We start from the raw sequence: 22,676 nt of genomic DNA, 5'->3' as shown, positions 1-22,676 counted from the left end.
CATATCCATTACAATGCGCGCGCCGTATAAGGCCGCGACTGCAGAATAATATAACGAAATGAACGGCCCTACACCGATCTGCATTCGACGAATTTCAATTTGCCCCGGCAATTTGCTTCAACAACGTGAAATAAAGGATCTGGTTAATGACCCACGAGCACTACTTGCAGGCGTGGCAGGAGAGCCAGGAGCTCGCCGAAGCCATGCAACCCTTGATCGGTCGTCTCTACCGCCAGCAAGGGATAGAGATCACCATCTTTGGACGCCCCCTGCAAAACGCCTCCACCATCGACATCCTCAAGGCCCACAGGGTCGTTCGCCGCCACCAGGGCACTCCCCTCCCGATCCAGCAGAGCTTCCCCCTGCTGCAAGCCATCCTCGCCCTGAACCCGACCGCCGCCGAGATAGACATCGGCAAGCTGGCCGTCGGTTACTGGCAGGATCACCAGGACGAGGCCAGCCTCGACGACTACCTGCGCGCCCAGCTGGCACCGGCGCTGCACGGCGCCGTGCCCCCCGCGACCGACGTGGTGCTGTACGGCTTCGGCCGCATCGGCCGCCTGCTGGCCCGGCTGCTGATCGAGCGCACCGGCGCCGCCAACTCCCTGCGCCTGCGGGCAATAGTAGTGCGCGGCGGCCGCGAGGGGGATCTGGAGAAGCGCGCCAGCCTGCTGCGCCGCGACTCGGTGCACGGCCCCTTCAACGGCTCCATCGAGGTGGATGCAGCGCGCAGCGCCATCATCGCCAACGGCACCTTCATCCAGGTGATTTACGCCAACAGCCCGAGCGACATCGACTATACCGCCTATGGCATCCAGGATGCGCTGATCGTCGACAACACCGGGGTCTGGCGCGATGAGGCCGGCCTGAGCGAACACCTCAAGGCCCGCGGCGCCGCCCGGGTGCTGCTGACCGCCCCCGGCAAGGGGGAGATGAAGAACGTGGTGTTCGGGGTCAACCACCAGGTGATCACCCTGGACGATCGCATCATCTCCGCCGCCTCCTGCACCACCAACGCCATCACCCCGGTGCTCAAGGTGATGCAAGACAGGTACGGCATCCGCCACGGTCACGTGGAAACGGTGCACTCCTACACCAACGATCAGAACCTGATCGACAACTATCACCAGGGCGAGCGCCGTGGCCGCAGTGCCGCGCTCAACATGGTGATGACCAGCACAGGCGCCGCCAAGGCGGTGGCCAAGGCGCTGCCCGAGCTCAAGGGCAAGCTGACCGGCAACGCCATCCGGGTGCCGACCCCCAACGTATCGCTGGCCATCATCAACCTGTCGCTGGAGCAGGCTACCGACCGGGACAGCCTCAACGCCTATCTGCAGCAGATGGCGCTGAGCTCGGCCCTGCATCGCCAGATCGATTTCAGCGCCAGCACCGAGCTGGTCTCCTCCGACATGGTGGGCTCCCGCTTCGCGGGCATAGTGGACTCCCAGGCCACCATCGCCGAGGGGGATCACTGCGTGCTGTACGTGTGGTATGACAACGAGTTCGGGTACAGTTGTCAGGTGGTACGGGTGATGGAGCAGATGGCCGGCGTGGTACGCCAGGATCTGCCTGCCTGATCCCTTCATGGCTCAATTTGCAAGGAGAGGCCGATGTCGTTTCAACAGGTGATAGGGCAGATGCCCAAGGAAGTGTACGAGCGGCTCAAGACCGCGGTCGAGCTCGGCAAGTGGCCGGACGGCCAGCCCCTCACCGAGGAGCAGAAGGCCACCTCCCTGCAGGCCGTGATGGCCTGGCAGGCGATGCACCTCGACAATCCCGAGCACATGAACATAGGCCGCGATGGCGAGATCGTCATGAAGAGCAAGGGCGAGCTCAAGCGTCAGTATCGTGACGAGGAAGAGATAGTCCGTATCGAGATCAGTCACTGAGCCTTGCCGCGAGCCCTGGCTCGCACGCCATAGCAAAGAGGGGAGCCATAATGGCTCCCCTCTCTTTTCCCTCCCCCTCATGGTGAGGAGGCCAGAAGCTGTTCACGACCTGTCGCGAGAAGACGTCAGCAAGGTGAAGAGCAGCGCAGGAACCGGAGCGTATAGATATACGTGAGGATTCCGAGCAGCACATGAGCCTTGATCACGGCTTCGCAGTAAGATCGTGGACAGTTTTTCAGGGCGTCAGCTCGCCGCGCAGGGATTGCTGCATCAGCTCGCGGATACGCGGCGCCGGCAAGTCCTGGCTCAGCAGGAAGTGCAGCTTGGTCAGCGCCGCCTCGGCGGTCATGTCGAAGCCCGAGATGACCCCGGCCCGGGAGAGCGCGTTGCCGGTGGCATAGCCGCCCATGTTGACCTTGCCGTGCAGGCACTGGCTCAGGTTGACGATGATGACGCCGCGGGCCGAGGCCTCGGACAAGAGCGCCAGCATGGCCGGATTCTGTGGCGCGTTGCCCACCCCGAACGACAGCAGGATCAGCGCCCGCACCGGTTGCTGCAAGATGTTGGCGATCACCTCGCTGGAGATGCCGGGATAGAGCGTCACTACGCCGATGGGCTGGGGGGTGATGTCGTGCAGCACCAGGGCACGCTCGGACGGCACCCCCAGCTCCCCCGCCTCCAGCGCGATGGCGATGCCGGCGTTGAGCAGCGGCGGGTAGTTCGGCGAGTCGAAGGCGTGGAAGCCGTCCGCATGCACCTTCTTGCTGCGGTTGCCACGATAGAGCTGGTTGTTGAAGAACAGCGTCACCTCGTGGATCGGGTAGTTGGCGGCGATATAGAGCGCATTGAGCAGATTCTGCTGACCGTCCGAGCGCAGCTCGGCGAGCGGGATCTGGGAGCCGGTGATGATGACCGGCTTGTGCAGATCTTCCAGCATGAAGGAGAGCGCCGAGGCGGTGAACGACATGGTGTCGGTGCCGTGCAGGATCACGAAGCCGTCGTACTTCTCGTAGTTGTCACGAATGTCCTCGGCGATGCGCTGCCAGTCCGCCGGGGTCATGTCGGAGGAGTCGATGAGGGGAGCATATTCATGAATGTGGTAATCGGGCATCTCGGCTCGATGAAACTCGGGCATCCGTGCCAGACAGTCTTCCATAAAGCCCGCCATCGGCACATAACCGTGGTCGGAACGCTGCATCCCTATGGTGCCGCCTGTGTAGGCGATGTAGATAGACTTCTTCACACCCTCTCCTCTCTATGGGCTGGAAACCGGCAAATCATATAGGGATCACCCGATTTCTTCACTTCCTATTCCTCTCCCAGACGGGAAAGCGGCGAGTCGCCACCCGCTGGCAACGCGGCCGTTTCGCATCATGTCGCTCGCCTCGCGATGAGCCGGCAACAGGTAAATGGCATGGTGAGCAATCGGCCTCGTCATCGCCACTTTGTCGAGGGCGTCTAAGCCGTCTGAGCATCAAAGTCGACGCCCAAAAAGGAGCGTCGCCGGCAGGTTTTTTAGGGCCGGATCCGGCTTTCTTAAAAAGTGATAAATATCACAACAATGTTAAAAAACAACCATTAATCTGACAAATATGGATGGAGTTGGTATTTTTTGCTACTATCCGGCGGATTTTGATTAAATCACCTCTGGATGCCTGATGGAATCAGGCTCGTATAAACCCCATATCCACATGGGGTGGGGCCTGTCGCCCCTCCTGAAATTGGCGTCTTAGCCACACTGTTTTTCATCCCGGCTGAATCTGTGCGTCTTCATCAGCGAAGACACAGCCAATCAACATGGGAGTACCGAATGATACAACTTGATCCTTATGCCACCCTGGTCGCAGCCACCCTGGTGCTGCTGCTCGGCCGCTCGCTGGTCAACCGGATCGGCGTGCTACGCACCTTCAGCATCCCCAAACCGGTGGCCGGTGGCCTGGTCGTCGCCCTGGTGCTGGTGCTGTTGCGCGCCAGCATGGACGTGGAGCTGCGCTTCGATACCGCATTCCAGACACCGCTGATGCTGGCCTTCTTCGCCTCCATCGGCCTCTCCGCCGATCTCGCCAACCTCAAGCGGGGCGGCAAGGCGGTGTTCACCTTCCTGCTGGTAGTGACCGGCCTGCTGATGATGCAGAACATCCTGGGGATTGGCCTGGCCACCCTGCTCGGGCTGGATCCGCTGATGGGGCTGCTGGCCGGCTCCATCACCCTCTCCGGCGGCCACGGCACCGGGGCGGCCTGGGGCGCCATCTTCAGCGAGAAGTACGGTCTGCAATCGGCGACCGAACTCGCCATGGCCTGCGCCACCTTCGGTCTGGTGCTGGGTGGCCTGATCGGCGGCCCGGTCGCCCGCTACCTGGTGAAGAAGGTGCAGGTGCCCGGTGAGGAGCACAACAGGGACGAAGCCCCCCAGGGCTTCGAGATGCCCGAAATAGAGCGCCCGATCACCACCTACAGCCTGATCGAGACGGTGACGCTGATCGCCATCTGCCTGAAGGGCGGCGAGTTGATCTCCCTCTACCTCAAGGGCGGTGCCCTCGAGCTGCCGGTCTTCGTCTGCGTGCTGTTCACCGGCGTCTTGCTGCGCAACCTGCTCTCCCTGCTGAAATGGCACGAGGTGAGCGATCGGGAAGTCTCCTTGCTCGGCAACGTCAGCCTGTCGCTGTTCCTGGCGATGGCCCTGATGAGCCTGAAGCTGTGGGATCTGGCCAGCCTGGCGCTGCCGATCTTCGTCCTGCTGGCCGTCCAGACCGTGGCGATGGCGCTCTACGCCGTCTTCGTCACCTTCAGGGTCATGGGCAGCAACTACGACGCGGCCGTGCTGGCGGCGGGTCACTGCGGCTTCGGCCTCGGTGCCACCCCGACGGCGATTGCCAACATGCAGGCCATCACCCAGCGCTTCGGTCCGTCCCACATGGCGTTCCTGGTGGTGCCCATGGTCGGCGCCTTCTTCATCGACATCATCAATGCCATGGTGATCAAGCTGTTCCTGGCACTGCCCTTCCTGTAACGCGCCGCGCTAGACACTATATGAACAGAGCCCACCTTATGGTGGGCTCTTTGCTTGCTGGCTCCCGCCACACGGCATCCATTGCGGCCGAGCGGGCAGCCCATGACGAGCCCCCCCCACCAGCGACAGCCAGGACGCATCCCATCAAAGCATTGGCCGGATGGCGGACAACAAAAAGCCCCGCACTCTCGTGCGGGGCTTTTTTCATGAGACGCCGGAATGGCGCCGCCTCCTGAGCCTTTCTTACAGGATGAAGGTCGAGACCTGCTGGTTCAGGTTGGTGGCACGGCCCTTGAGGCCCTGCGCCTGATCCAGATCCCGCATGGCGGCGGCGGTGATCTCGTCACTCACATCCTTGATGGCGGTGGTGTTCTGGGTGATCTCGCCGGTCACCTGGGTCTGCTCCTCGGCGGCGGTGGCGATCTGACCCGCCATGTCGGAGATGAGCGAGACCGCCTGGGTGATCTCCTCCAGCGCGGCGGCGGCGGCATCGGCGTCCTTCACGCTGTTGTCCGCCAGCCCCTGGCTGGTCTGCATCAGGCTGACCGCACGGGCCGTGGTCTGCTGCAGCGTCTCTATGGTGGACTGGATCTCCTGGGTGGAGTCCTGGGTGCGGCGCGACAGCACCCGCACCTCGTCCGCCACCACGGCGAAGCCACGACCCTGTTCACCGGCACGGGCCGCCTCGATGGCCGCGTTCAGCGCCAGCAGGTTGGTCTGCTCGGCGATGCCCTGGATGGTGGAGAGGATGCCGGAGATGGCCTGGGCATGGCGGCTCAGCTCGCCGATCACCCCGGTCGCCTGCCCCACCTCCTCGGCCAGGCTGTTGATGGACTGACGGGTCTGGTTCACCAGCATCTTGCCCTGCTCGCTGCTCTGGGCGGATTGCTGGGCGGCGGCGGCGGTGTTCTCGGCGTTGCCGGCGATCTCCATGGTGGCGCTCGCCATCTCGGTCACCGCGGTGGCGACCATGGTCACCTCCTGCTGTTGCCGCTGCAGCTCTTCCACCGCGGCCTGGTTGGTCACCAGACTGCGCTCGGCATCCGCGTTCAGCTCGTTGGCGAGCTGGCGGATGTTGCCGATCAGCTGATGCTGGCTGCCGACGAAGCGATTGAAGCTGTTGGCCAGCTGACCCACCTCGTCGTTGGCGTCGATCTTGATGCGCTGGGTCAGATCGCCGTTACCGTCGGCGATGCGGGCCAGGGCCTGGGAGACCTTGCCGAGCGGGCCCAGCAGCAGGCTGACCAGCCAGGAGATGGCGAGGATGCTGCCCACCAGCACCAGCAGAGCCAGGCCGAGCTGGGTCATCAGCAGGGAGGAGAGCGGCGCCTCCAGGGTGGCCTTGTCCAGCACCAGCACCAGCTCCCAGTCGGTGTCCGGGATATCCATGGCCCACAGCAGCTTGTCGCGGCCCTCGTTGTCAAAATAGGCGGGCACCAGGCTGGCGCTGCTCTTGCTCTGCTCGATCAGGGCGTTGGAGAGATCATTGTCGATCTCGGTGGCCGGCTTCATCGCCTTGGCCGCGTCCTTGTACGCGATGACGGTGCCGTCCTTGTGCATCATGATGGCGATGCCGTCGGCGGGCAGCTTCATCTTGGTGACGTCTTCCACCAGGGAGGCGATGGAGAGATCGCCGCCGACCACCCCGCCCTGCGCCGGCTGGGCCAGGGTCACCACCATGATGTTGTAGGCCACGTCCAGATAGGGCTTGGTCACTATCATGCCGCCCTTGCCCATGGCCTCCTGATACCAGCCGCGGGAGCGGGGATCGTAACCGTCACGGTTGATGGAGGGATCCGAGTCGTTCATCTTGCCACTGCCCTCACCGAAATAGGTGAGCTGGAAGCGGCCGGACACCTGCGCCTGTTGCAGCGCGTTGAGGGGCTCGGGGCTGGCCTTGTTGCCCAGCGCCTGGATGACATCGCGACGGGCGGAGAGCCAGTCGCTGATCCGCTCGGCCTGCTGGCTGCCGAGCCGTTGTACCTGCTCCTGACTGCCTTGCAGCAGCAGTGACTTCTGACTGGTATAGCTCTGCCAGGAGAGCAGCAGGATCACCAGCGACAGGGCGATCACCACAGACAACAGTATCTTCTGCTTGAGTGATAGGTTTTTCATCGTGTTTTCTTCTTGTGAGTCAGGAACAGGATTACCAGGACGGCGCATAGCACCATGTATTGTTAGCGGCCAATCCAGTCGAAACTGAAGCTGAGAATGTGGTAACAGGCGATATTTTCCGCTGATGCGGGGCAAATGAGCGCGGAAATCGGCCTCCAAAGCCGGTCAGGGGCAGCCAACCCTGTCTATTCCTTCCGCAATTGGCTAGAATATCCCGTTTTTAAATCACATCGACCCCGAGAGTTTTCACGATGTTTGAAGTCAATCCTGTATTAAACAAGCTTAAGGAGCTGTCTGAGAGGACCGAGCTGCTTAGGGGGTACCTTTGACTATGACGCCAAGAAAGAGCGTCTAGAAGAGGTCAATGCCGAGCTGGAACAGCCGGATGTCTGGAATGAGCCAGAGCGCGCACAGGCGCTGGGTAAAGAGCGCGTGTCGCTGGACAACGTGGTCAACACCATAGACGTCTTGACACAAGGTGCTGAGGACGTCGAGATGCTGGTCAGCCTGGCGGTCGAAGGCGAAGACGAGGAGACCTTCAACGAAGCCGTGGCCGAAGCCGATCAGCTGGAAGCCAAGCTGGTGGATCTCGAGTTCCGCCGCATGTTCTCCGGCCAGCACGATGGCTCCGACTGCTACATCGACATCCAGTCCGGTTCCGGTGGCACCGAGGCCCAGGACTGGGCCAACATGGTGCTGCGCATGTACCTGCGCTGGGGCGATGCCCACGGCTACAAGCCGGAGCTGATCGAGCTGTCTGACGGCGACGTGGCCGGCATCAAGTCCGCCACCGTCAAGTTCACCGGCGAGTATGCGTTCGGCTGGCTGCGCACCGAGACCGGCGTGCACCGCCTGGTCCGTAAATCACCGTTTGACTCGGGTGGCCGTCGTCATACCTCGTTCTGCTCGGTGTTCGTCTACCCCGAGATCGACGATGACATCGAGATCGACATCAACCCGGCCGATCTGCGCATCGACGTCTACCGTGCCTCCGGCGCCGGTGGTCAGCACGTCAACCGGACCGAGTCCGCGGTGCGTATCACCCACATCCCGACCGGGGTGGTGGTGCAGTGCCAGAACGACCGTTCCCAGCACAAGAACAAAGATCAGTGTATGAAGCAGCTGAAGGCCAAGCTCTACGAGCTGGAAATTCAGAAGCAGAACGCTGAGAAGCAAGCCCTCGAAGAGACCAAGTCCGATATCGGCTGGGGCAGTCAGATCCGCTCTTACGTGCTCGATGATGCCCGTATCAAGGATCTGCGCACCGGCGTCGAGACCCGTAATACCCAATCGGTACTCGACGGCGACTTGGACAAGTTTATCGAAGCCAGCCTGAAATCAGGCCTGTAAACAGAGCAGCAGGAATCACCATGTCTGAACAAACCACCACTCCGGCAGTCGAGAATCAGCTCGAACTGAACAACGAGATGACCGAGCGTCGCTCCAAGCTGGCCGCCCTGCGCGCCCAGGGCAATCCCTTCCCCAACGACTTCCGTCGTGACAGCCTGTCCGGCGATCTGCACGCCGAGTTTGGCGACAAGAGCGCCGACGAACTGACGGCCTTGGGTAAACGGGTGAAGATTGCCGGTCGTATCATGACCCGTCGGATCATGGGTAAGGCTTCCTTCGCGACCCTGCAGGACATGGCTGGCAAGATCCAGATCTACGTGACCCGTGACGATCTGCCGGAAGGCTTCTACAACGAGCAGTTCAAGAAGTGGGATCTGGGCGATATCGTCGGCGTGGAAGGGACCCTGTTCCGCACCAACACCGGCGAGCTCTCCGTCCACGTCTCCACCATCCGTCTGCTGACCAAGGCGCTGCGTCCGCTGCCCGAGAAGCACAAGGGCCTGACCGATCAGGAAGCGCGCTGCCGTCAGCGTTACCTGGATCTGATCGCCAACGAAGAGTCCCGCAAGACCTTCATGATCCGCACCCAGGTGGTCTCCGGCATCCGCAAGTTCTTCAACGAGAAGCGCTTCATGGAAGTGGAAACCCCCATGATGCAGGTCATCCCGGGTGGTGCCTCCGCGCGTCCGTTCGTCACTCACCACAATGCGCTGGACATCGACATGTACCTGCGTATCGCCCCCGAGCTCTATCTGAAGCGGCTGGTGGTCGGTGGTTTCGAGCGCGTGTACGAGATCAACCGCAACTTCCGTAACGAAGGCATCTCGGTGCGTCACAACCCCGAGTTCACCATGATCGAGTTCTACATGGCCTATGCCGATTACATCGATCTGATGGACCTGACCGAAGAGCTGCTGCGCACCCTGGCCCAGGACATCCTGGGTGACACCAAGATCCATTACGCCAAAGAGGGCGAAGAGGGCCTGACCATCGACTTCGGTCAGCCGTTCCAGCGCCTCACCATGGTGGACTCCATCCTGAAGTACGCCGAGGGCGTGACGCTGGAAGATCTGTCTACCCTGGAGAGCGCCAAGGCCGTCGCCAAGCGTCTGCACATCGATCTGATGAAGGGCTGGGAGCTGGGTCACGTGATCACCGCCATCTTCGAAGAGACGGTGGAACACATGCTGCTGCAACCGACCTTCATCACCGAGTACCCGGCCGCCGTTTCCCCGCTGGCCCGTCGCAACGACCAGAACCCTGACGTGACCGACCGCTTCGAGTTCTTCATCGGTGGCCGCGAGCTGGCCAACGGCTTCTCCGAGCTGAACGATGCGGAAGATCAGGCCAAGCGCTTCCAGGATCAGGTGAACCAGAAAGAAGCCGGTGACGACGAAGCCATGTTCTACGACGCCGACTTCGTGACCGCGCTGGAACACGGTCTGCCGCCGACCGCCGGTCAGGGTATCGGTATCGACCGTCTGGTGATGCTGTTCACCAACAGCCACACCATCCGCGACGTCATCCTGTTCCCGGCCCTCCGCCCACAACAGAAATAAGCCATCGCCTCGGGCCTGGCCTGAATGCTCGATAGCACTAGAAACGCCCCGCAACTGCGGGGCGTTTTTTATGGCGAAGAGAAACTGCCGGCTTGCGGCTTACGCGCCGGGTGGCAGCAGCCACTCCCCCTGCCACAGGGTCAGCGCCTGACCCGACATCCACACCCTATCCCCCTGCAACTGGAGCACCAGCTCCCCGCCCCGGGCGGAGATCTGGCGCGCCCTCAGCTGCGTCTTGCCGAGACGCTCGGCCCAGAACGGCACCAGGGCACAGTGGTTGGAGCCGGTGACCGGATCCTCCTCCACCCCGACCCAGGGGGCGAAGTAGCGGGAGACGAAGTCATCGTCCGTGCGGCTGGACGGCGCCGTCACCATCAGGCCGCGACCGGGCAGCGCGCGCAGGGCGTGGAAATCCGGCGCCAGGGCCCTCACCTCCTCTTCACTCCCCAGCTCCAGCAGGAACTTGGCGCCGGCCGCCAGGGTTTGCAGCGGCCGGCAACCGAGCGCTGCGGCGTAGGCCGGATCCAGCGTCAGGGGGGCCAGCGGGATGCGCGGGAAGTCGAGCCGGATCCACTCCCCCTCACGGCAAGCCTGCAGCTCGCCGCTGCGGGTCTCGAAGCGCAGGGTCTGCGCACGGGCCACCGTCCCTGTCTGCCACAGCACATGGGCGGCCGCCAGGGTGCCGTGGCCGCACAGATCCACCTCTACCGCCGGGGTGAACCAGCGCAGCCGGTAGTGCGCGGGCCCGATGGGGCTGAGGAAGGCGGTCTCCGACAGGTTGAACTCCGCCGCCATGGCCTGCAGCTCGGCATCGGACCGCTCGGGCCCCAGCACCACCACGGCGGGGTTGCCACCGAAGGGGCGCTGGCTGAAAGCATTGACATGAAACAATCTGGTCATCGACATCTATCCTGTGTGGCTGGCGGGAGGACTCATCACTGCGCTTTTATAACACGGGTCAAGGGCGGCTTGAGCCGGATCCTGACTTTATAAATTCACAAATCGCATAAAGAAGACATTTTTATTCTTTGTTGTTATCCATCGCGCCCCTTAACCTGACCAAAAATCAGACCATGGAAGACGTGTGTGATGCAACTTACGGATATCTCTCCCCTCTCTGGCGACCAGCAACGCCAGCTGAATCAGGTCCTCGCGACCCTCAACACCCAGCAACTGGCCTGGGTGAGCGGCTATCTCTATGGCCTCTCCCAGTCCGGCAGCCAGCCGGTCACCGGCGCCGCGGCCAGCCCGGCGGCGGGTGGCAGCCTGACCATCCTCTACGGCTCCCAGACCGGCAACGCCAAGGGCGTGGCGTGCGTCATCCAGCAACAGGCGCAGGTCCTCGGCCTGCCCGTCACCCTGATCTCCATGGCCGACTACAAGCCCAAGCAGCTCAAGAAAGAGAGCCACCTGCTGGTGGTAGTGAGCACTTACGGGGAGGGGGAGCCGCCGGAGAGCGCGGTGGATCTGTTCGAGCAGCTCAAGAAGGGCAAGATAGGCAAGCTGGAGGGGCTCAAGTTCGCCGTGCTGGGGCTGGGCGACAGCTCCTACGAATTTTTCTGCCAGACCGGCAAGGACTTCGACGACTTCCTGGCAAAGGCGGGCGCCGAGCGCCTGCATGAACTCGCCAGCCTGGACGTGGACTACCAGGCGGCCGCCAAGGCCTGGGGCGAGCAGGCGGTCAATGCCGCCGCTACTACCCTCAAGGCCGGCACGGCCAGCGCCAGCCTGGCCGGTGCGGTACAAAGTGCCGTCGGTCACAGCCAGTATCACAAGGAGAACCCCTTCCCGGCCCGGCTGTCACTCAACCAGAAGATCACCGGCCGCGACTCCACCAAGGATATCCGTCACATCGAGATCGACCTGGCGGAGTCCGGTATCAGCTACCAGCCGGGGGATGCCCTCGGGATCTGGTTCGACAACGATGCCGCGCTGGTGAGCGAGGTGCTGACCCTGACCGGCCTCAATGGCGATGAAGCCACCGCCCAGGGCCCGCTGCGCACCGCGCTGACCCAGCATTTCGAGCTGACCCGGCTGCACGGCGGCTTCATCACAGGCCTGGCCGACATCTCTGGCAACGCCGCCCTGAAGGACCTGGCGGGGGACAAGGCCCAGGTCAATGCCCTGGTCGCCGCGGCCCAGGTGGTGGATGTGCTCAAGCGCTTCCCCGCCAAGCTCGGCGCCGAACAACTCGTCGCGCTGCTGCGCCCGCTCACCCCGCGCCTCTACTCCATCGCCTCCGCCCAGAGCGAGGTGGAAGAGGAGGTGCACCTGACCGTGGGCGTGGTGCGCCATCCCCAGGCCGATGGCACCCTGCGCAGCGGCGGCGCCTCCTCCTATCTGGCGGACAGGCTGCCGGAAGAGGCCGAGGTGCGGGTGTTCGTGGAGCACAACGACAACTTCCGCCTGCCGGCGAACCCGCAGACTCCGCTGATCATGGTGGGCCCGGGCACCGGCATAGCGCCGTTCCGCGCCTTCCTGCAGGAGCGGGAAACCACAGGGGCAGAGGGCAAGAACTGGCTGTTCTTCGGCAACCCCCACTTCACCCAGGACTTCCTCTATCAAGTGGAGTGGCAGCGCTATGTGAAATCCGGCCTGCTGTCGAAAATTTCCCTGGCCTTCAGCCGGGATCAGGGCCACAAGATCTATGTGCAGGACAAGTTGCGCGAGCAGGGGGCCGAGCTGTTCCAGTGGCTGGAAGCCGGTGCCCACTTCTACGTCTGTGGCGATGCCAACCACATGGCGAAGGATGTGCAGCAGGCCCTGCTGGAGGTGATTGCCGAACATGGTCACAAGAGCCATGAGGAAGCAGAAGAGTATCTGAGCGAATTGCGTCGTGCCAAACGTTATCAAAGGGATGTCTATTGATGAGCAAGCAAACAATCTCGAAACAAGAAGCAGGACCGGTTGAAGGGCCACTGTCCGACAACGAGCGCCTCAAGCGCGAGAGCAACTTCCTGCGCGGCACCATAGAGCAGGATCTGCAGGATCCCCTCACCGGTGGCTTCAACGGCGACAACTTCCAGCTGATCCGCTTCCACGGCATGTATCAGCAGGATGACAGAGACATCCGCGCCGAGCGCACCGCCCAGAAGCTGGAGCCGCTGCACAACGTCATGCTGCGCGCCCGCCTGCCGGGCGGCATCATCACCCCGGCCCAGTGGCAGGTGATCGACAAGTTCGCCGAGGAGCACAGCCTGTACGGCAGCATCCGCCTGACCACCCGCCAGACCTTCCAGTTCCACGGGGTCTTGAAGCGCGACATCAAGCTGATGCACCAAACCCTCAACAGCACCGGCATCGACAGCATAGCCACCGCCGGCGACGTGAACCGCAACGTGCTCTGCACCAGCAACCCGGTGGAGTCCGAGCTGCACCAGGAAGCCTACGAGTGGGCCAAGAAGATCTCCGAGCACCTGCTGCCCAAGACCCGCGCCTACGTGGAGATCTGGCTGGATGGCGAGAAGCTGGGGGGTGACGAGGAGCCGATCCTCGGTTCCAACTACCTGCCGCGCAAATTCAAGACCACAGTGGTGATCCCGCCCCACAACGATGTGGACATCCACGCCAACGATCTCAACTTCGTGGCCATCAGCGATCACGGCAAGCTGGTGGGCTTCAACGTTCTGGTGGGCGGGGGTCTGGCCATGACCCACGGCGACACCAGCACATACCCGCGCAAGGCGAGCGATTTCGGCTTCATCCCGCTCTCCCACGTGCTGGAAGTGGCTGCCGCCGTGGTCAGTACCCAGCGTGACTGGGGCAACAGGGTCAACCGCAAGAACGCCAAGACCAAGTACACCCTCGAGCGCGTCGGCGCCCCGGCCTTCAAGGCCGAGGTGGAGAGCCGCGCCGGCATCCCGTTCGGGCCGGTTCGCCCCTATGAGTTCACCAGCCGTGGGGATCGCTTCGGCTGGGTGGAAGGGATAGACGGCAAGCACCACCTCACCCTGTTTATCGAGAACGGCCGCCTGCTGGACTTCCCGGGCAAGCCGCTCAAGACCGGCATGCTGGCGATCGCCCGCGTCCATCAGGGGGATTTCCGCCTGACCGCGAACCAGAACCTGATCATCGCCGGCGTCCCCGCCAGCGAGAAGGCGCGCATCGAAGCCCTGGCGCGCCAGTATGGCCTGCTGGACGACGGCGTGAGCGAGCAACGCAAGCAGTCCATGGCTTGCGTGGCGCTGCCCACCTGCCCGCTGGCGATGGCCGAGGCCGAGCGCATGCTGCCGGCCTTCGTCACCGACATCGAAGCCTTGCTGGCCAAACACGCGCTGGCTGATGACGCCATCATCTTCCGGGTCACCGGCTGCCCCAACGGCTGCGGCCGTGCCATGCTGGCGGAAGTGGGTCTGGTGGGCAAGGCCCCTGGTCGCTACAACCTGCACCTGGGGGGCAACCTGGAGGGGACCCGGATCCCCCGCCTCTATCAGGAAAACATCACGGAGCCGCAGATCCTGGCCGAACTCGATGCCCTGATCGGCCGCTGGGCCAAGGAGCGCAACTCGAACGAGTGCTTCGGCGACTTCGTGATCCGGGTTGGGGTGATTGCCCCCGTCATCGACTCCGCGAGGGACTTCTATGCAGCCTGAACTCATTGATAGCGGGCGGCTGACACTGACCGCCGATGGCAGGCTCGACCTCGACGCCCTGCTCTCCCTCGGCCGGGAGGAGCAGAGCGAGGCGCTGGCCCCCCTCAACCGAGAGCTGGACGCCATGAGCGCACCCGAGCGGGTGCGCTGGGCGCTGGCGAATCTGCCGGGAGAGCATGTGCTGTCGTCGAGCTTCGGCATCCAGGCGGCACTGATGCTGCACCTGGTGAGCCGCGAGCGGGCCGATGTGCCCGTGGTGCTGACCGATACCGGCTATCTCTTCCCCGAGACCTACCACTTCATCGACCAGCTGACCGAGCGCCTCAGCCTCAACCTGAAGATCTACCGGGCCGAGCTCAGCCCGGCCTGGCAGGAGGCCCGCTTCGGCCTCTTGTGGGAGCAGGGAGTGGAGGGGATCACCCGCTACAACCAGCTCAACAAGGTGGAGCCCATGGACCGCGCCCTGAGGGAGCTCGGCGCCCGCACCTGGTTCTCCGGCCTGCGCCGGGAGCAGGCGGGCAGCCGCGGCAAGCTGCCGGTACTGGCCATACAGCGCGGCCGCTTCAAGTTCCTGCCGGTGATCGACTGGAGCAACAAGGACGTCTTCTACTACTTCAAGGAGTTCGAGCTGCCCTACCACCCCCTGTGGGAGCAGGGTTACCTCTCGGTAGGCGATGTGCACACCACCACCAAGTGGGAGCCGGGCATGAGCGAGGAGCAGACCCGCTTCTTCGGCCTCAAGCGCGAGTGCGGCCTGCACGAAGAGAGCGGCGAGCACGACGGCTCCGGCATCTGAGCCTGGAGCGCAGCCTGTTGCTGCGTTCCGACCATAAAAAACGCCCGGCAATGGCCGGGCGTTTTGCTTGCTGACATCCATGGGCTGGGCCGCGCCGAGGGGGCCTTAGCCCGCAGAGTTGCCTTGTGCCGCTGCGGCACGCGCCTGAGTCAGCCAGTCATTGACCAGGGCTTCATGCCCCTTGAGCCAGGCATCCGCATGACGCTCCACATCCGCCGGCTTGTTCTGCCCCTTGTTCATCAGCCCGTTCTGGATGTTGATGTCGTTGAGGGGCAGCTTGACGATGCTGAACAGCTTGGCGGCCGCCGGGTTGGTATCGGTGAAGGCCTTGTTGGCGACTATGTGCATGGTATTGACGGCAAAGCCGTAATTCTTGCCGTTCGGCAAGCGGGTCTGGTCCGCCCCCCTGGCATCGGCAGGCACCTCCAGCCACACCACGTCCCGCCCCGGCACCAGCTCGCTGCTGAGCCAGTATGGGGTCCAGGTGTAATAGAGCACCGGCTTGCCGCTCTGGTAGCGGGCCAGGGTATCGGCGACCAGGGCCGCGTAGTTGCCCTGCTTGTGGCTGACGGTCGGGGTCAGGCCGAACTCGTCGAGATGCTGGTTGATCGCCCCTTCGCAGCCCCAGCCCGGGTTGCAGCCCACCAGATCCGCCTTGCCGTCACCGTCGCCGTCAAACAGCGCCGCCAGCTTGGGATCCTTGAGCTGACCCAGGTTGGTGATGCCGTATTGGGTCGCGGTCTGCTTGTCGATGAGATAGCCCTGGGCGGCGCCGGCCACATAGGTGCCCTGGCGGAAGAACACCTTGTCACCCCCCGCCTGCTCGTACTTGTTGTCCTGCAACGGGATCCAGTTAAAGGCCAGGAAGGTGCCATCCCCCTGCGCCACCGAGGCATAGGCCACGTTGTAGTCCACCTCCTGCGCGGGTCGCACCTCATAACCCAGCCGCGTCATCAGCTTGCTGACCAGCAGGCTCTGGAACGCCTCTTCCGGCAAGGAGCTCTGCAGGGGCTGCACCTTGACGCCCTCCCCCGGCAGCTCGGTGCTGGCCATGGCGACCGTGCTCAGCAACAGGGTGCCCAGGGTCAGGCTCTTGGTGATGCGTCTCATGAGGTTACTCCTTTGCAATGAATGGATTTGCTGCGACCGCACAGGCGCAGCAGCAGCGCCAGGGGGCCACGCTGATACCAGCGGCCGACCCGGCTGCGATCCGGCTGCCCCATCGCCTGGGTCAGGCGGTCGAGGACGATGGCCAGCAGCACTATGCCGAGGCCGCCGATGGAGGCGAGCCCCATGTCGAGGCGGCCGATGCCACGCAGCACCATCTGGCCCAGGCCGCCGACCGCGATCATGGAGGCGATCACCACCATGGAGAGCGCCAGCATCAGGGTCTGGTTGACCCCGGCCATGATGGTGGGCATGGCGAGCGGCAGCTGCACCTTGAACAGCAGCTGGGAGGGGCTGGCACCGAACGAGTGGGCCGCCTCCACCAGATCGGCGGGCACCTGCCGGATCCCCAGCATGGTCAGCCGGATCATGGGCGGCAGGGCGAAGATGACGGTCACCACCACCCCGGGCACGTTGCCGATGCCAAACAGCATGACGATGGGGATGAGGTAGACGAAGGCCGGGGTGGTCTGCATGGCATCCAGCAGCGGCCGGGTCCAGGTGGAGAGCCGCTCGCTGCGGGCCAGCAGTATGCCGACCGGCAGCCCGATCAGGACGCAGAAGAACAGCGAGGTCAGCACCAGCGACAGGGTCACCATGGCATCGGACCAGGCACCGATGAGGCCTATCCCGATGAGGGAGACCAGGGTGCCGAGCGCCATGCGGCCGTTGACCAGCTGCCAGGCGATCAGGGTCAGCAGGCCTATCATCAGGGCGGAGGGCACCGTCTGCAGCACGTGGGTCATGGCGTTGAGGGTCAGCTCCACCGGCGCCCGCACCAGCTGGAACACCGGCCGCAGGTTCTCCACCAGCCAGCCGATGCCGCTCTCGACCCAGCGGTCCAGCGGTACCAAGGCCTGCTGGAAGGGATCCAGCCAGTCGATGGACGCCCCGGTATCCGCCGTGGCGATCTGGTTCTGCCAGTCGGCGGCCTGGGTTTCGGTGCTGCCCCAGGGATCGCTGGTGGCGGTGGTGGCCGTGGCGCCCCAGGGATCGGCCTGCGCCTCGTCGGCCCAGGCCGGGCCGCTCGCCAATAACAACAGTGCCAGCAAGCCGGCCAGCAGACGGTGAGGGATCAAATTCATAGCGGGGTACTCCTGTCCAGGGTGTTCAGCAGGTTGGCCTTGGAGATGAGCCCAAGATAGGTGCCATCCTGCTCGACCACGGGCACCTGACAGGGTGCGGCGGCCACCTGGCTGATGAGTTCGTTGAGGGAGGTGTCGGCCAGGATGGGCTGGATGTCCGCCAGCAGCGCCTGCTCCAGGCTCCCCCTGTCACGCACCGCCTGACTCAGCGACTCGACCGAGACGACCCCGATGAAGTGGCGGCTGCGATCCACCACGTAGCCGTACTCCCGCTCCAGCTCCTTGAGCTGGCGCAGGGCGTTGCCCGGCCCGTCCGTGGTGTGTTTCTTGATGAGCGGCGTCTGCTTGCGACTGGCCACATCCCGGGCGCTGAACACGTTGGCGAGATCCACCCCGCGAAAGAAGGCGCGCACATAGTCGTTGGCGGGCTGGTTCAGGATCTCGTCCGGGGTGCCGACCTGCACCACCTGGCCATCCTGCATGATGGCGATGCGATCGCCGATGCGCATCGCCTCGTCCAGATCGTGGGAGATGAAGACGATGGTGCGCTGCTGGCTGGCCTGCAGCTTGAGCAGCTCGTCCTGCATCTCGGTGCGGATCAGCGGATCCAACGCGGAGAAGGCCTCGTCCATCAGCAGGATGTCGGGGTCATTGGCCAGCGCCCTGGCCAAGCCGACCCGCTGCTTCATGCCGCCGGAGAGGGCATCGGGGTAGGCGTCAATCCACTGCCCCAGGCCCACCTGGTGCAGTGCCTGACGGGCACTCTGCTGGCGCTCCGCCAGCGGCACCCCGGCCAGTTCCAGGCCAAAGGCGGTATTTTCCAGCACGCTCAGGTGGGGCATCAGGGCGAAGGATTGAAACACCATGCTGATCTTCTTGCGCCGCACCTGGCGCAGCTCGCTGTCCGAGATGGCGGCTATGTCCTCGCCGTCGATCAGCACCTGACCACGGGTCGGCTCGATGAGGCGGTTGAAGAGGCGCACCAGGGTGGATTTGCCCGAGCCGGAGAGGCCCATCACCACGAAGATCTCCCCCTCGTGGATGGCCAGATCGACCCCCTGCACCCCCAATGTCTGTCCTGTCTTGTGCAGGATGCTGGCGCGGTCGTGGCCTTTCGCCAGCAATTTGAAGGCCTTTTCCGGATGTTCTCCGAAGATTTTATAGAGTGATTTGACTTCGAGTTTGACTGTCATACTGTCCTTTTTTCATGGTCGACATCTGGGTGATTAGCCTGCCGAACGCGAACCAATTACTTTCCACACTAAACAATTTCCATGAACAACAAAAGAACCATAAGAGTCCCAAGAAATCACTACAGTCATAAATAACTGATTTTTATAACTTATTTACAGCAACAAAAATTCAACAGATGACCGAATAACACCGAAGAAACATGAGGTTCTTGCAATGAAAATCCATAACCATTCCATTTGATGAGCAAAATCAAGCGAATGAAGGTCATGGCGGAGGGCCATTCCCGGGTGGATGGCTGCCTCCCATGAAGGGCCCTTAAATGATTACAATACTAACTATATTTAATCGCTATAAGGGGAACACTCGGAGGGGGTTGGGCAGAGCGAGAATCGATGCCGGGTGCGACGGCCAAGCCGCAAAAAAAAAGCCCCTCGCAACGGGAGGGGCCTGCTTGGTGCGAGTGGACTAACGTCGCTGCCAGGTCTCGAAGCGGTAGGGGTGCGGGTTCTTCTCGTCCGCCGGATGAGCCTCGCGCTCGAGGCACAGCCACTCCCCCTCGTCGAAGGCGGGGAAACGTGTGTCCCCCGGGACCGCCAGCTCGATCCGGGTCAGGTAGAGGCGATCCGCCCTCGGCAACAGCTGGGCATAGAGATGGCCACCGCCGATCACCATCAGTTCCGCCACCGCCTCGCCGCTCGCCAGCAGCGCCAGCGCGGCCTCGACCGAATCGACCACCTCCACCCCATCGACCCGGTAATCGGGGTTGCGGCTGATCACCAGGTTGCGGCGCCCGGGCAGCGGCCGACCGATGGACTCGAAGGTCTTGCGCCCCATCAGCACCGGCTTGCCCAGCGTGACCCGCTTGAAGTGGGCCAGATCGGCGGGCAGGTGCCAGGGCATCTGGTTGTCCAGCCCGATAACGCGATCCTGCGCCATGGCGGCAATCATGGAAATTTGCATGGGTTCAGCCTCTTGCAGCCTGTCTCAGACAATGGGCCGGTTACGGTACACGACCAGGGAGGGGATCGCCAAACCGAAACTGAGCGCCCCCACGATAAACAACACCTTGAGGCCATTGGTCACCGCATGATGGATGAGCTCGGTGGTCACCCCCGAGATGTTGAGCTCCACCACGGCGATCATGGTCTTGAACGCATAGCTGCCGGGGATCATGGGGATGATGGAGGCGACGCTGAACACCGGCCGGGGGGCCAGCAGACGCTGCGACCAGTAGACGCAGACAAAGCCGACCGTGGTGGACGCCGCCAGGGTGGCCCACTCGATGGGCATGCCATGATGGATCAGCAGGGTACGCAGGCTGTGGGCCAGGGCACCGCCCATGGCGCAATACTTCAGCATGCGCGGCGGCACGTTGAACAGCATGGCGAAGCCCACCGCCGGGATGGCCGACCAGAACGCATCCCTGGCCAGCAACAGGAGCAGATCCATCATGGCGCAACCCCCAGCCGGACCGACGGCCGCGGGCGGCGGATAAGCGCTGCACCTAGGGGGGATGGCCCTGGCCCGCAGGCCCTTTCATTTCGCCTCATATCGAGTCCCACCACAGCTTCCAGCCCCAGATCCCGGTGACCGACATGGCCAGCACTATGCCGATGACGGCGCTGACGGTGAGCAGGGTCGCCGTGCCCCAACGGGCCAGCCCCAGATTGAAGTAGCCCTTCACCATGTCGGACACGGCGTTGATGAGCGGGAAGCCCGGCACCAGCAACAGCACGCTGGCCGCCATGGTGAGATAGGGCTGGTCTCCCCACTGGAAGTAGGTGGCGCTGGAGGCGATCAGGGTGGCGACAAACCCGGTCACGGCGAAGTTGATGAGCGGGCTGTGGTGATGGCGGGCCATCAGCTGACGCACCCGCATCGCCACCGCAGAGGCGACGAAGGTCACCAGGAAGATGGGCCAGTCGCCACCGAACAGCAGGCTGAAGGCCCCACAGGAGAGCCCCACCATGGGCACCACCAGCCAGGGGTGATAGTGGAATGGCACTATGCCATCGAGCCGCTGGCGTACCTCCCGCACCCCGACAAGCTCCTTCTCCGCCAGTATGCAGAGGCGCTGAACCTCGCACACCACCTGCATGTTGATACCCTGATCCCGCACCCGGCGGGTGGTGGTGACGCAGTTGCCCTGATAGAGGCTGGTCAGCACTATGGCGCTGGCGGAGATCGCCATCTCGACGCTCTCCAACCCAAGTGCCAACCCGAGCCGGACCGTGGTCTGCTCTATGATGCGCCCCTCGGCCCCATGTTGAGCCAGCAGCTGGCCAACCTTGACGATGATCCGGGTGATCTCTGTCTGTTGTTCCGGTGACAGCACCCTTCTTGGCGTGATACTTCTCATAATCCCTTAGAGTCGTAGCAAGATGAAATGTGCCGAGATACTACCCCAAACGGTATAGTCCTTCACCCATATCTGATGATTTAGCCAGCCCAGATGTTATTTATCCGGTGCCCAGCACCGCTTGGCAGCAAATAACAAACAAACCACCCAACTAATTAACATCGGGTGGTTTGCCTGCAAGAATATGCGGGGGAATAAAGAGAGCCGGGTGCCAATACCTTATTTATTGCGCCTATGATCCGACAGTTGAATCACATTATTCAGCGGCGGCCGCTCCTCCTCCCGTGCCGATGACTCCTCCTGCAGCTGGCTCATATGACGGCGCATGGCATAGAAAGAGTCGTGCATCATGTTGGCGATCCGGATGCAGCTATCCAGATTATTCCGGGCCAGACGCCGCTGGCAATCGATGCGAAATTGCAGGCCCCGCAGCCGCCGTTGCCGATCCGGCCCGACCTGCGCGATCAGGGCATCGATTTGCTGGTGCAGCAACTCATCGAGCCGCTCCGGCTCGTCGAGGGCCCAGTGTTTCAGAGTATCGAAATCAGGCAGCTCCATATGCCCTCCTGGCCAGAAGCCTCATGTGTGACACTTCCACGACTACGCTCAGCACATAATTTCACTGTCCGTAAGGATGGTTATATAAGATGACGGCGATTCTGGTTCGGCCTGCCCCGTGCCACAGGAGTCCATTTCCCTATCAGTGGGGCGATATGTTGGCGAGGCTGAACATTTATTCTTTATGATTCATGTAATTATCGGTATCTGGCCTGCGTCAGTTTTTTTATAAATTTTACATGTTTATATACCCGCCCTTATTCCCTATTCATCGGTGGCGGCGGATCGGTTTTTCGTTCGGCTCTCCATTCTGGCGACCCTCCCTATACCCGCCCCGCTGATTTAACATATCTATCTGATTATGTTATTTTATTTACCACTTTTTCGAATGAGCAAGGGCAGAGCATGAGCAAGGCAAGAATCGGTATCGTCACCGTCAGCGATCGCGCCAGCGCGGGCATCTACGAAGACCTGTCCGGCAAGGCCATCATAGACACCCTGGGCAGCTACCTGACCTCTGAGTGGGAGCCCGTCTATCGGCTCATCCCGGATGAGCAGGATCAGATTGAGGCCACCCTGATTGCACTCGCGGATGAGGAGCAGTGCTGCCTCATCGTCACCACAGGCGGCACCGGGCCGGCCAAGCGGGATGTCACCCCGGAGGCCACAGAGGCGGTGTGCGATCGCATGATGCCGGGCTTTGGCGAGCTGATGCGGGCCGAGTCCCTCAAGTTCGTGCCCACCGCCATCCTCTCCCGCCAGACCGCCGGCCTGCGCGGCGGCTCACTCATCGTCAACCTGCCGGGCAAACCCAAGTCGATCCGCGAGTGTCTGGACGCTGTCTTCCCCGCCATTCCTTACTGCATCGATCTGATGGACGGCCCCTATCTCGAGTGCGACGAGAGCGTCATCAAGCCATTTCGTCCCAAGAAATGAGCTCTGCTCATCACCCATAAAAAGAGGCGCCCCTGGGCGCCTCTTTTTATTTCCAGCCTGTTGGCC

General features: G+C 62.7%; 19 protein-coding genes. 9 read left to right on the top strand and 10 right to left on the bottom strand.

Features of this window, described 5'->3' with window-relative positions; translation table 11 throughout:
- Positions 1 to 146 precede the first annotated feature (146 nt).
- Both KW821_RS04055 and KW821_RS04050 read left to right on the top strand, forming a co-directional pair.
- Entirely contained in the window at positions 147 to 1,577 is a 1,431-nt protein-coding gene (locus KW821_RS04055) for a glyceraldehyde-3-phosphate dehydrogenase (protein ID WP_218290528.1), read from the top strand.
- A 33-nt stretch (positions 1,578 to 1,610) separates the two neighbouring features.
- Positions 1,611 to 1,889: a YeaC family protein gene (locus KW821_RS04050; RefSeq protein WP_218290527.1), complete on the top strand. Its 279-nt coding sequence runs from the start codon at positions 1,611 to 1,613 to the stop codon at positions 1,887 to 1,889.
- A gap of 235 nt (positions 1,890 to 2,124) precedes the next feature.
- On the opposite strand, the gene ansA is transcribed toward KW821_RS04050, so the two are convergent.
- Entirely contained in the window at positions 2,125 to 3,132 is a 1,008-nt protein-coding gene (gene ansA, locus KW821_RS04045) for an asparaginase (RefSeq protein ID WP_218290526.1), read from the bottom strand.
- A gap of 567 nt (positions 3,133 to 3,699) precedes the next feature.
- Here ansA and gltS point away from each other — a divergent pair.
- A complete protein-coding gene (gene gltS / locus KW821_RS04040; protein ID WP_042651741.1) occupies positions 3,700 to 4,899 on the top strand; it encodes a sodium/glutamate symporter in 1,200 nt (399 codons plus the stop codon).
- A 243-nt stretch (positions 4,900 to 5,142) separates the two neighbouring features.
- Here gltS and KW821_RS04035 read toward each other — a convergent pair whose 3' ends face one another.
- Positions 5,143 to 7,014 carry a methyl-accepting chemotaxis protein gene (locus KW821_RS04035; protein ID WP_042651740.1) on the bottom strand — a complete coding sequence of 624 codons (1,872 nt, stop codon included), beginning with the start codon at positions 7,012 to 7,014 and terminating at the stop codon, positions 5,143 to 5,145.
- 251 nt (positions 7,015 to 7,265) lie between these two features.
- On the opposite strand from KW821_RS04035, the gene prfB reads away from it, so the two are divergent.
- Positions 7,266 to 8,364 (top strand): peptide chain release factor 2 gene (prfB, locus tag KW821_RS04030; protein WP_126623275.1). Its coding sequence is split into 2 segments (ribosomal slippage): positions 7,266 to 7,340 and positions 7,342 to 8,364, totalling 1,098 coding nucleotides; the frame shifts between segments, so codons are not numbered across the junction.
- Positions 8,365 to 8,384: 20 nt separating this feature from the next.
- Positions 8,385 to 9,923: a lysine--tRNA ligase gene (gene lysS, locus KW821_RS04025; protein ID WP_033132420.1), complete on the top strand. Its 1,539-nt coding sequence runs from the start codon at positions 8,385 to 8,387 to the stop codon at positions 9,921 to 9,923.
- 99 nt (positions 9,924 to 10,022) lie between these two features.
- Here the strand turns inward: lysS and KW821_RS04020 are convergent, their stop codons facing one another.
- Positions 10,023 to 10,829 carry a PhzF family phenazine biosynthesis protein gene (locus tag KW821_RS04020; RefSeq protein ID WP_218290525.1) on the bottom strand — a complete coding sequence of 269 codons (807 nt, stop codon included), beginning with the start codon at positions 10,827 to 10,829 and terminating at the stop codon, positions 10,023 to 10,025.
- A 183-nt stretch (positions 10,830 to 11,012) separates the two neighbouring features.
- On the opposite strand from KW821_RS04020, the gene KW821_RS04015 reads away from it, so the two are divergent.
- The 3 genes from KW821_RS04015 to KW821_RS04005 are packed head-to-tail and all read left to right on the top strand — an operon-like array spanning position 11,013 to position 15,311.
- A complete protein-coding gene (locus tag KW821_RS04015; RefSeq protein WP_218290524.1) occupies positions 11,013 to 12,791 on the top strand; it encodes an assimilatory sulfite reductase (NADPH) flavoprotein subunit in 1,779 nt (592 codons plus the stop codon).
- Positions 12,791 to 14,515 (top strand): assimilatory sulfite reductase (NADPH) hemoprotein subunit, encoded by a 1,725-nt coding sequence (cysI, locus tag KW821_RS04010; RefSeq protein WP_218290523.1) that lies wholly within the window; start codon positions 12,791 to 12,793, stop codon positions 14,513 to 14,515. The genes KW821_RS04015 and cysI overlap by 1 nt, the downstream gene beginning before the upstream one ends.
- Positions 14,505 to 15,311 (top strand): phosphoadenylyl-sulfate reductase, encoded by an 807-nt coding sequence (locus tag KW821_RS04005; protein ID WP_218290522.1) that lies wholly within the window; start codon positions 14,505 to 14,507, stop codon positions 15,309 to 15,311. The genes cysI and KW821_RS04005 overlap by 11 nt, the downstream gene beginning before the upstream one ends.
- Positions 15,312 to 15,416: 105 nt before the next feature.
- Here the strand turns inward: KW821_RS04005 and proX are convergent, their stop codons facing one another.
- The 7 genes from proX to KW821_RS03970 form a co-directional block, all read right to left on the bottom strand.
- Entirely contained in the window at positions 15,417 to 16,421 is a 1,005-nt protein-coding gene (proX, locus tag KW821_RS04000) for a glycine betaine/L-proline ABC transporter substrate-binding protein ProX (protein WP_218290521.1), read from the bottom strand.
- Positions 16,418 to 17,563: a glycine betaine/L-proline ABC transporter permease ProW gene (gene proW / locus KW821_RS03995; RefSeq protein WP_218290520.1), complete on the bottom strand. Its 1,146-nt coding sequence runs from the start codon at positions 17,561 to 17,563 to the stop codon at positions 16,418 to 16,420. Before proW ends, proX begins: the two co-directional genes overlap by 4 nt.
- Positions 17,560 to 18,756 (bottom strand): glycine betaine/L-proline ABC transporter ATP-binding protein ProV, encoded by a 1,197-nt coding sequence (gene proV, locus KW821_RS03990; protein WP_042651733.1) that lies wholly within the window; start codon positions 18,754 to 18,756, stop codon positions 17,560 to 17,562. Before proV ends, proW begins: the two co-directional genes overlap by 4 nt.
- A 466-nt stretch (positions 18,757 to 19,222) precedes the next feature.
- Positions 19,223 to 19,717, bottom strand: a complete 495-nt coding sequence (folA, locus tag KW821_RS03985) for a type 3 dihydrofolate reductase (RefSeq protein WP_218290519.1) — start codon at positions 19,715 to 19,717, stop codon at positions 19,223 to 19,225.
- 24 nt (positions 19,718 to 19,741) lie between these two features.
- On the bottom strand, positions 19,742 to 20,209 hold the full coding sequence (locus KW821_RS03980; protein WP_218290518.1) for a threonine/serine exporter family protein: 468 nt from the start codon (positions 20,207 to 20,209) through the stop codon (positions 19,742 to 19,744).
- A 94-nt stretch (positions 20,210 to 20,303) separates the two neighbouring features.
- The gene (locus KW821_RS03975) at positions 20,304 to 21,116 is read right to left on the bottom strand and encodes a threonine/serine exporter family protein (protein ID WP_042644225.1); all 813 of its coding nucleotides are present in this window, start codon (positions 21,114 to 21,116) and stop codon (positions 20,304 to 20,306) included.
- A 219-nt stretch (positions 21,117 to 21,335) separates the two neighbouring features.
- A complete protein-coding gene (locus KW821_RS03970; protein ID WP_218290517.1) occupies positions 21,336 to 21,674 on the bottom strand; it encodes a DUF3135 domain-containing protein in 339 nt (112 codons plus the stop codon).
- Between the two features lie 405 nt (positions 21,675 to 22,079).
- Between KW821_RS03970 and mog the strand changes: the two genes are divergently transcribed.
- Positions 22,080 to 22,610 (top strand): molybdopterin adenylyltransferase, encoded by a 531-nt coding sequence (gene mog / locus KW821_RS03965; protein WP_042651731.1) that lies wholly within the window; start codon positions 22,080 to 22,082, stop codon positions 22,608 to 22,610.
- Positions 22,611 to 22,676: the final 66 nt, after the last annotated feature.

Source organism: Aeromonas sp. sif2416, assembly GCF_019218665.1.
Lineage (GTDB): Bacteria > Pseudomonadota > Gammaproteobacteria > Enterobacterales > Aeromonadaceae > Aeromonas > Aeromonas encheleia.
This window is presented reverse-complemented; position numbering and strand designations above follow the sequence as displayed.

What these genes read in the sequence shown, in the direction of transcription:
- KW821_RS04055 (WP_218290528.1), top strand. Translation starts at nt 147, where the DNA reads ATGACCCACGAGCACTACTTGCAGGCGTGGCAGGAGAGCCAGGAGCTC.
- KW821_RS04050 (WP_218290527.1), top strand. Translation starts at nt 1,611, where the DNA reads ATGTCGTTTCAACAGGTGATAGGGCAGATGCCCAAGGAAGTGTACGAG.
- gltS (WP_042651741.1), top strand. Translation starts at nt 3,700, where the DNA reads ATGATACAACTTGATCCTTATGCCACCCTGGTCGCAGCCACCCTGGTG.
- KW821_RS04035 (WP_042651740.1), bottom strand. Translation starts at nt 7,014, where the DNA reads ATGAAAAACCTATCACTCAAGCAGAAGATACTGTTGTCTGTGGTGATC.
- lysS (WP_033132420.1), top strand. Translation starts at nt 8,385, where the DNA reads ATGTCTGAACAAACCACCACTCCGGCAGTCGAGAATCAGCTCGAACTG.
- KW821_RS04020 (WP_218290525.1), bottom strand. Translation starts at nt 10,829, where the DNA reads ATGTCGATGACCAGATTGTTTCATGTCAATGCTTTCAGCCAGCGCCCC.
- KW821_RS04015 (WP_218290524.1), top strand. Translation starts at nt 11,013, where the DNA reads ATGCAACTTACGGATATCTCTCCCCTCTCTGGCGACCAGCAACGCCAG.
- cysI (WP_218290523.1), top strand. Translation starts at nt 12,791, where the DNA reads ATGAGCAAGCAAACAATCTCGAAACAAGAAGCAGGACCGGTTGAAGGG.
- KW821_RS04005 (WP_218290522.1), top strand. Translation starts at nt 14,505, where the DNA reads ATGCAGCCTGAACTCATTGATAGCGGGCGGCTGACACTGACCGCCGAT.
- proX (WP_218290521.1), bottom strand. Translation starts at nt 16,421, where the DNA reads ATGAGACGCATCACCAAGAGCCTGACCCTGGGCACCCTGTTGCTGAGC.
- proW (WP_218290520.1), bottom strand. Translation starts at nt 17,563, where the DNA reads ATGAATTTGATCCCTCACCGTCTGCTGGCCGGCTTGCTGGCACTGTTG.
- proV (WP_042651733.1), bottom strand. Translation starts at nt 18,756, where the DNA reads ATGACAGTCAAACTCGAAGTCAAATCACTCTATAAAATCTTCGGAGAA.
- folA (WP_218290519.1), bottom strand. Translation starts at nt 19,717, where the DNA reads ATGCAAATTTCCATGATTGCCGCCATGGCGCAGGATCGCGTTATCGGG.
- KW821_RS03980 (WP_218290518.1), bottom strand. Translation starts at nt 20,209, where the DNA reads ATGATGGATCTGCTCCTGTTGCTGGCCAGGGATGCGTTCTGGTCGGCC.
- KW821_RS03975 (WP_042644225.1), bottom strand. Translation starts at nt 21,116, where the DNA reads ATGAGAAGTATCACGCCAAGAAGGGTGCTGTCACCGGAACAACAGACA.
- KW821_RS03970 (WP_218290517.1), bottom strand. Translation starts at nt 21,674, where the DNA reads ATGGAGCTGCCTGATTTCGATACTCTGAAACACTGGGCCCTCGACGAG.
- mog (WP_042651731.1), top strand. Translation starts at nt 22,080, where the DNA reads ATGAGCAAGGCAAGAATCGGTATCGTCACCGTCAGCGATCGCGCCAGC.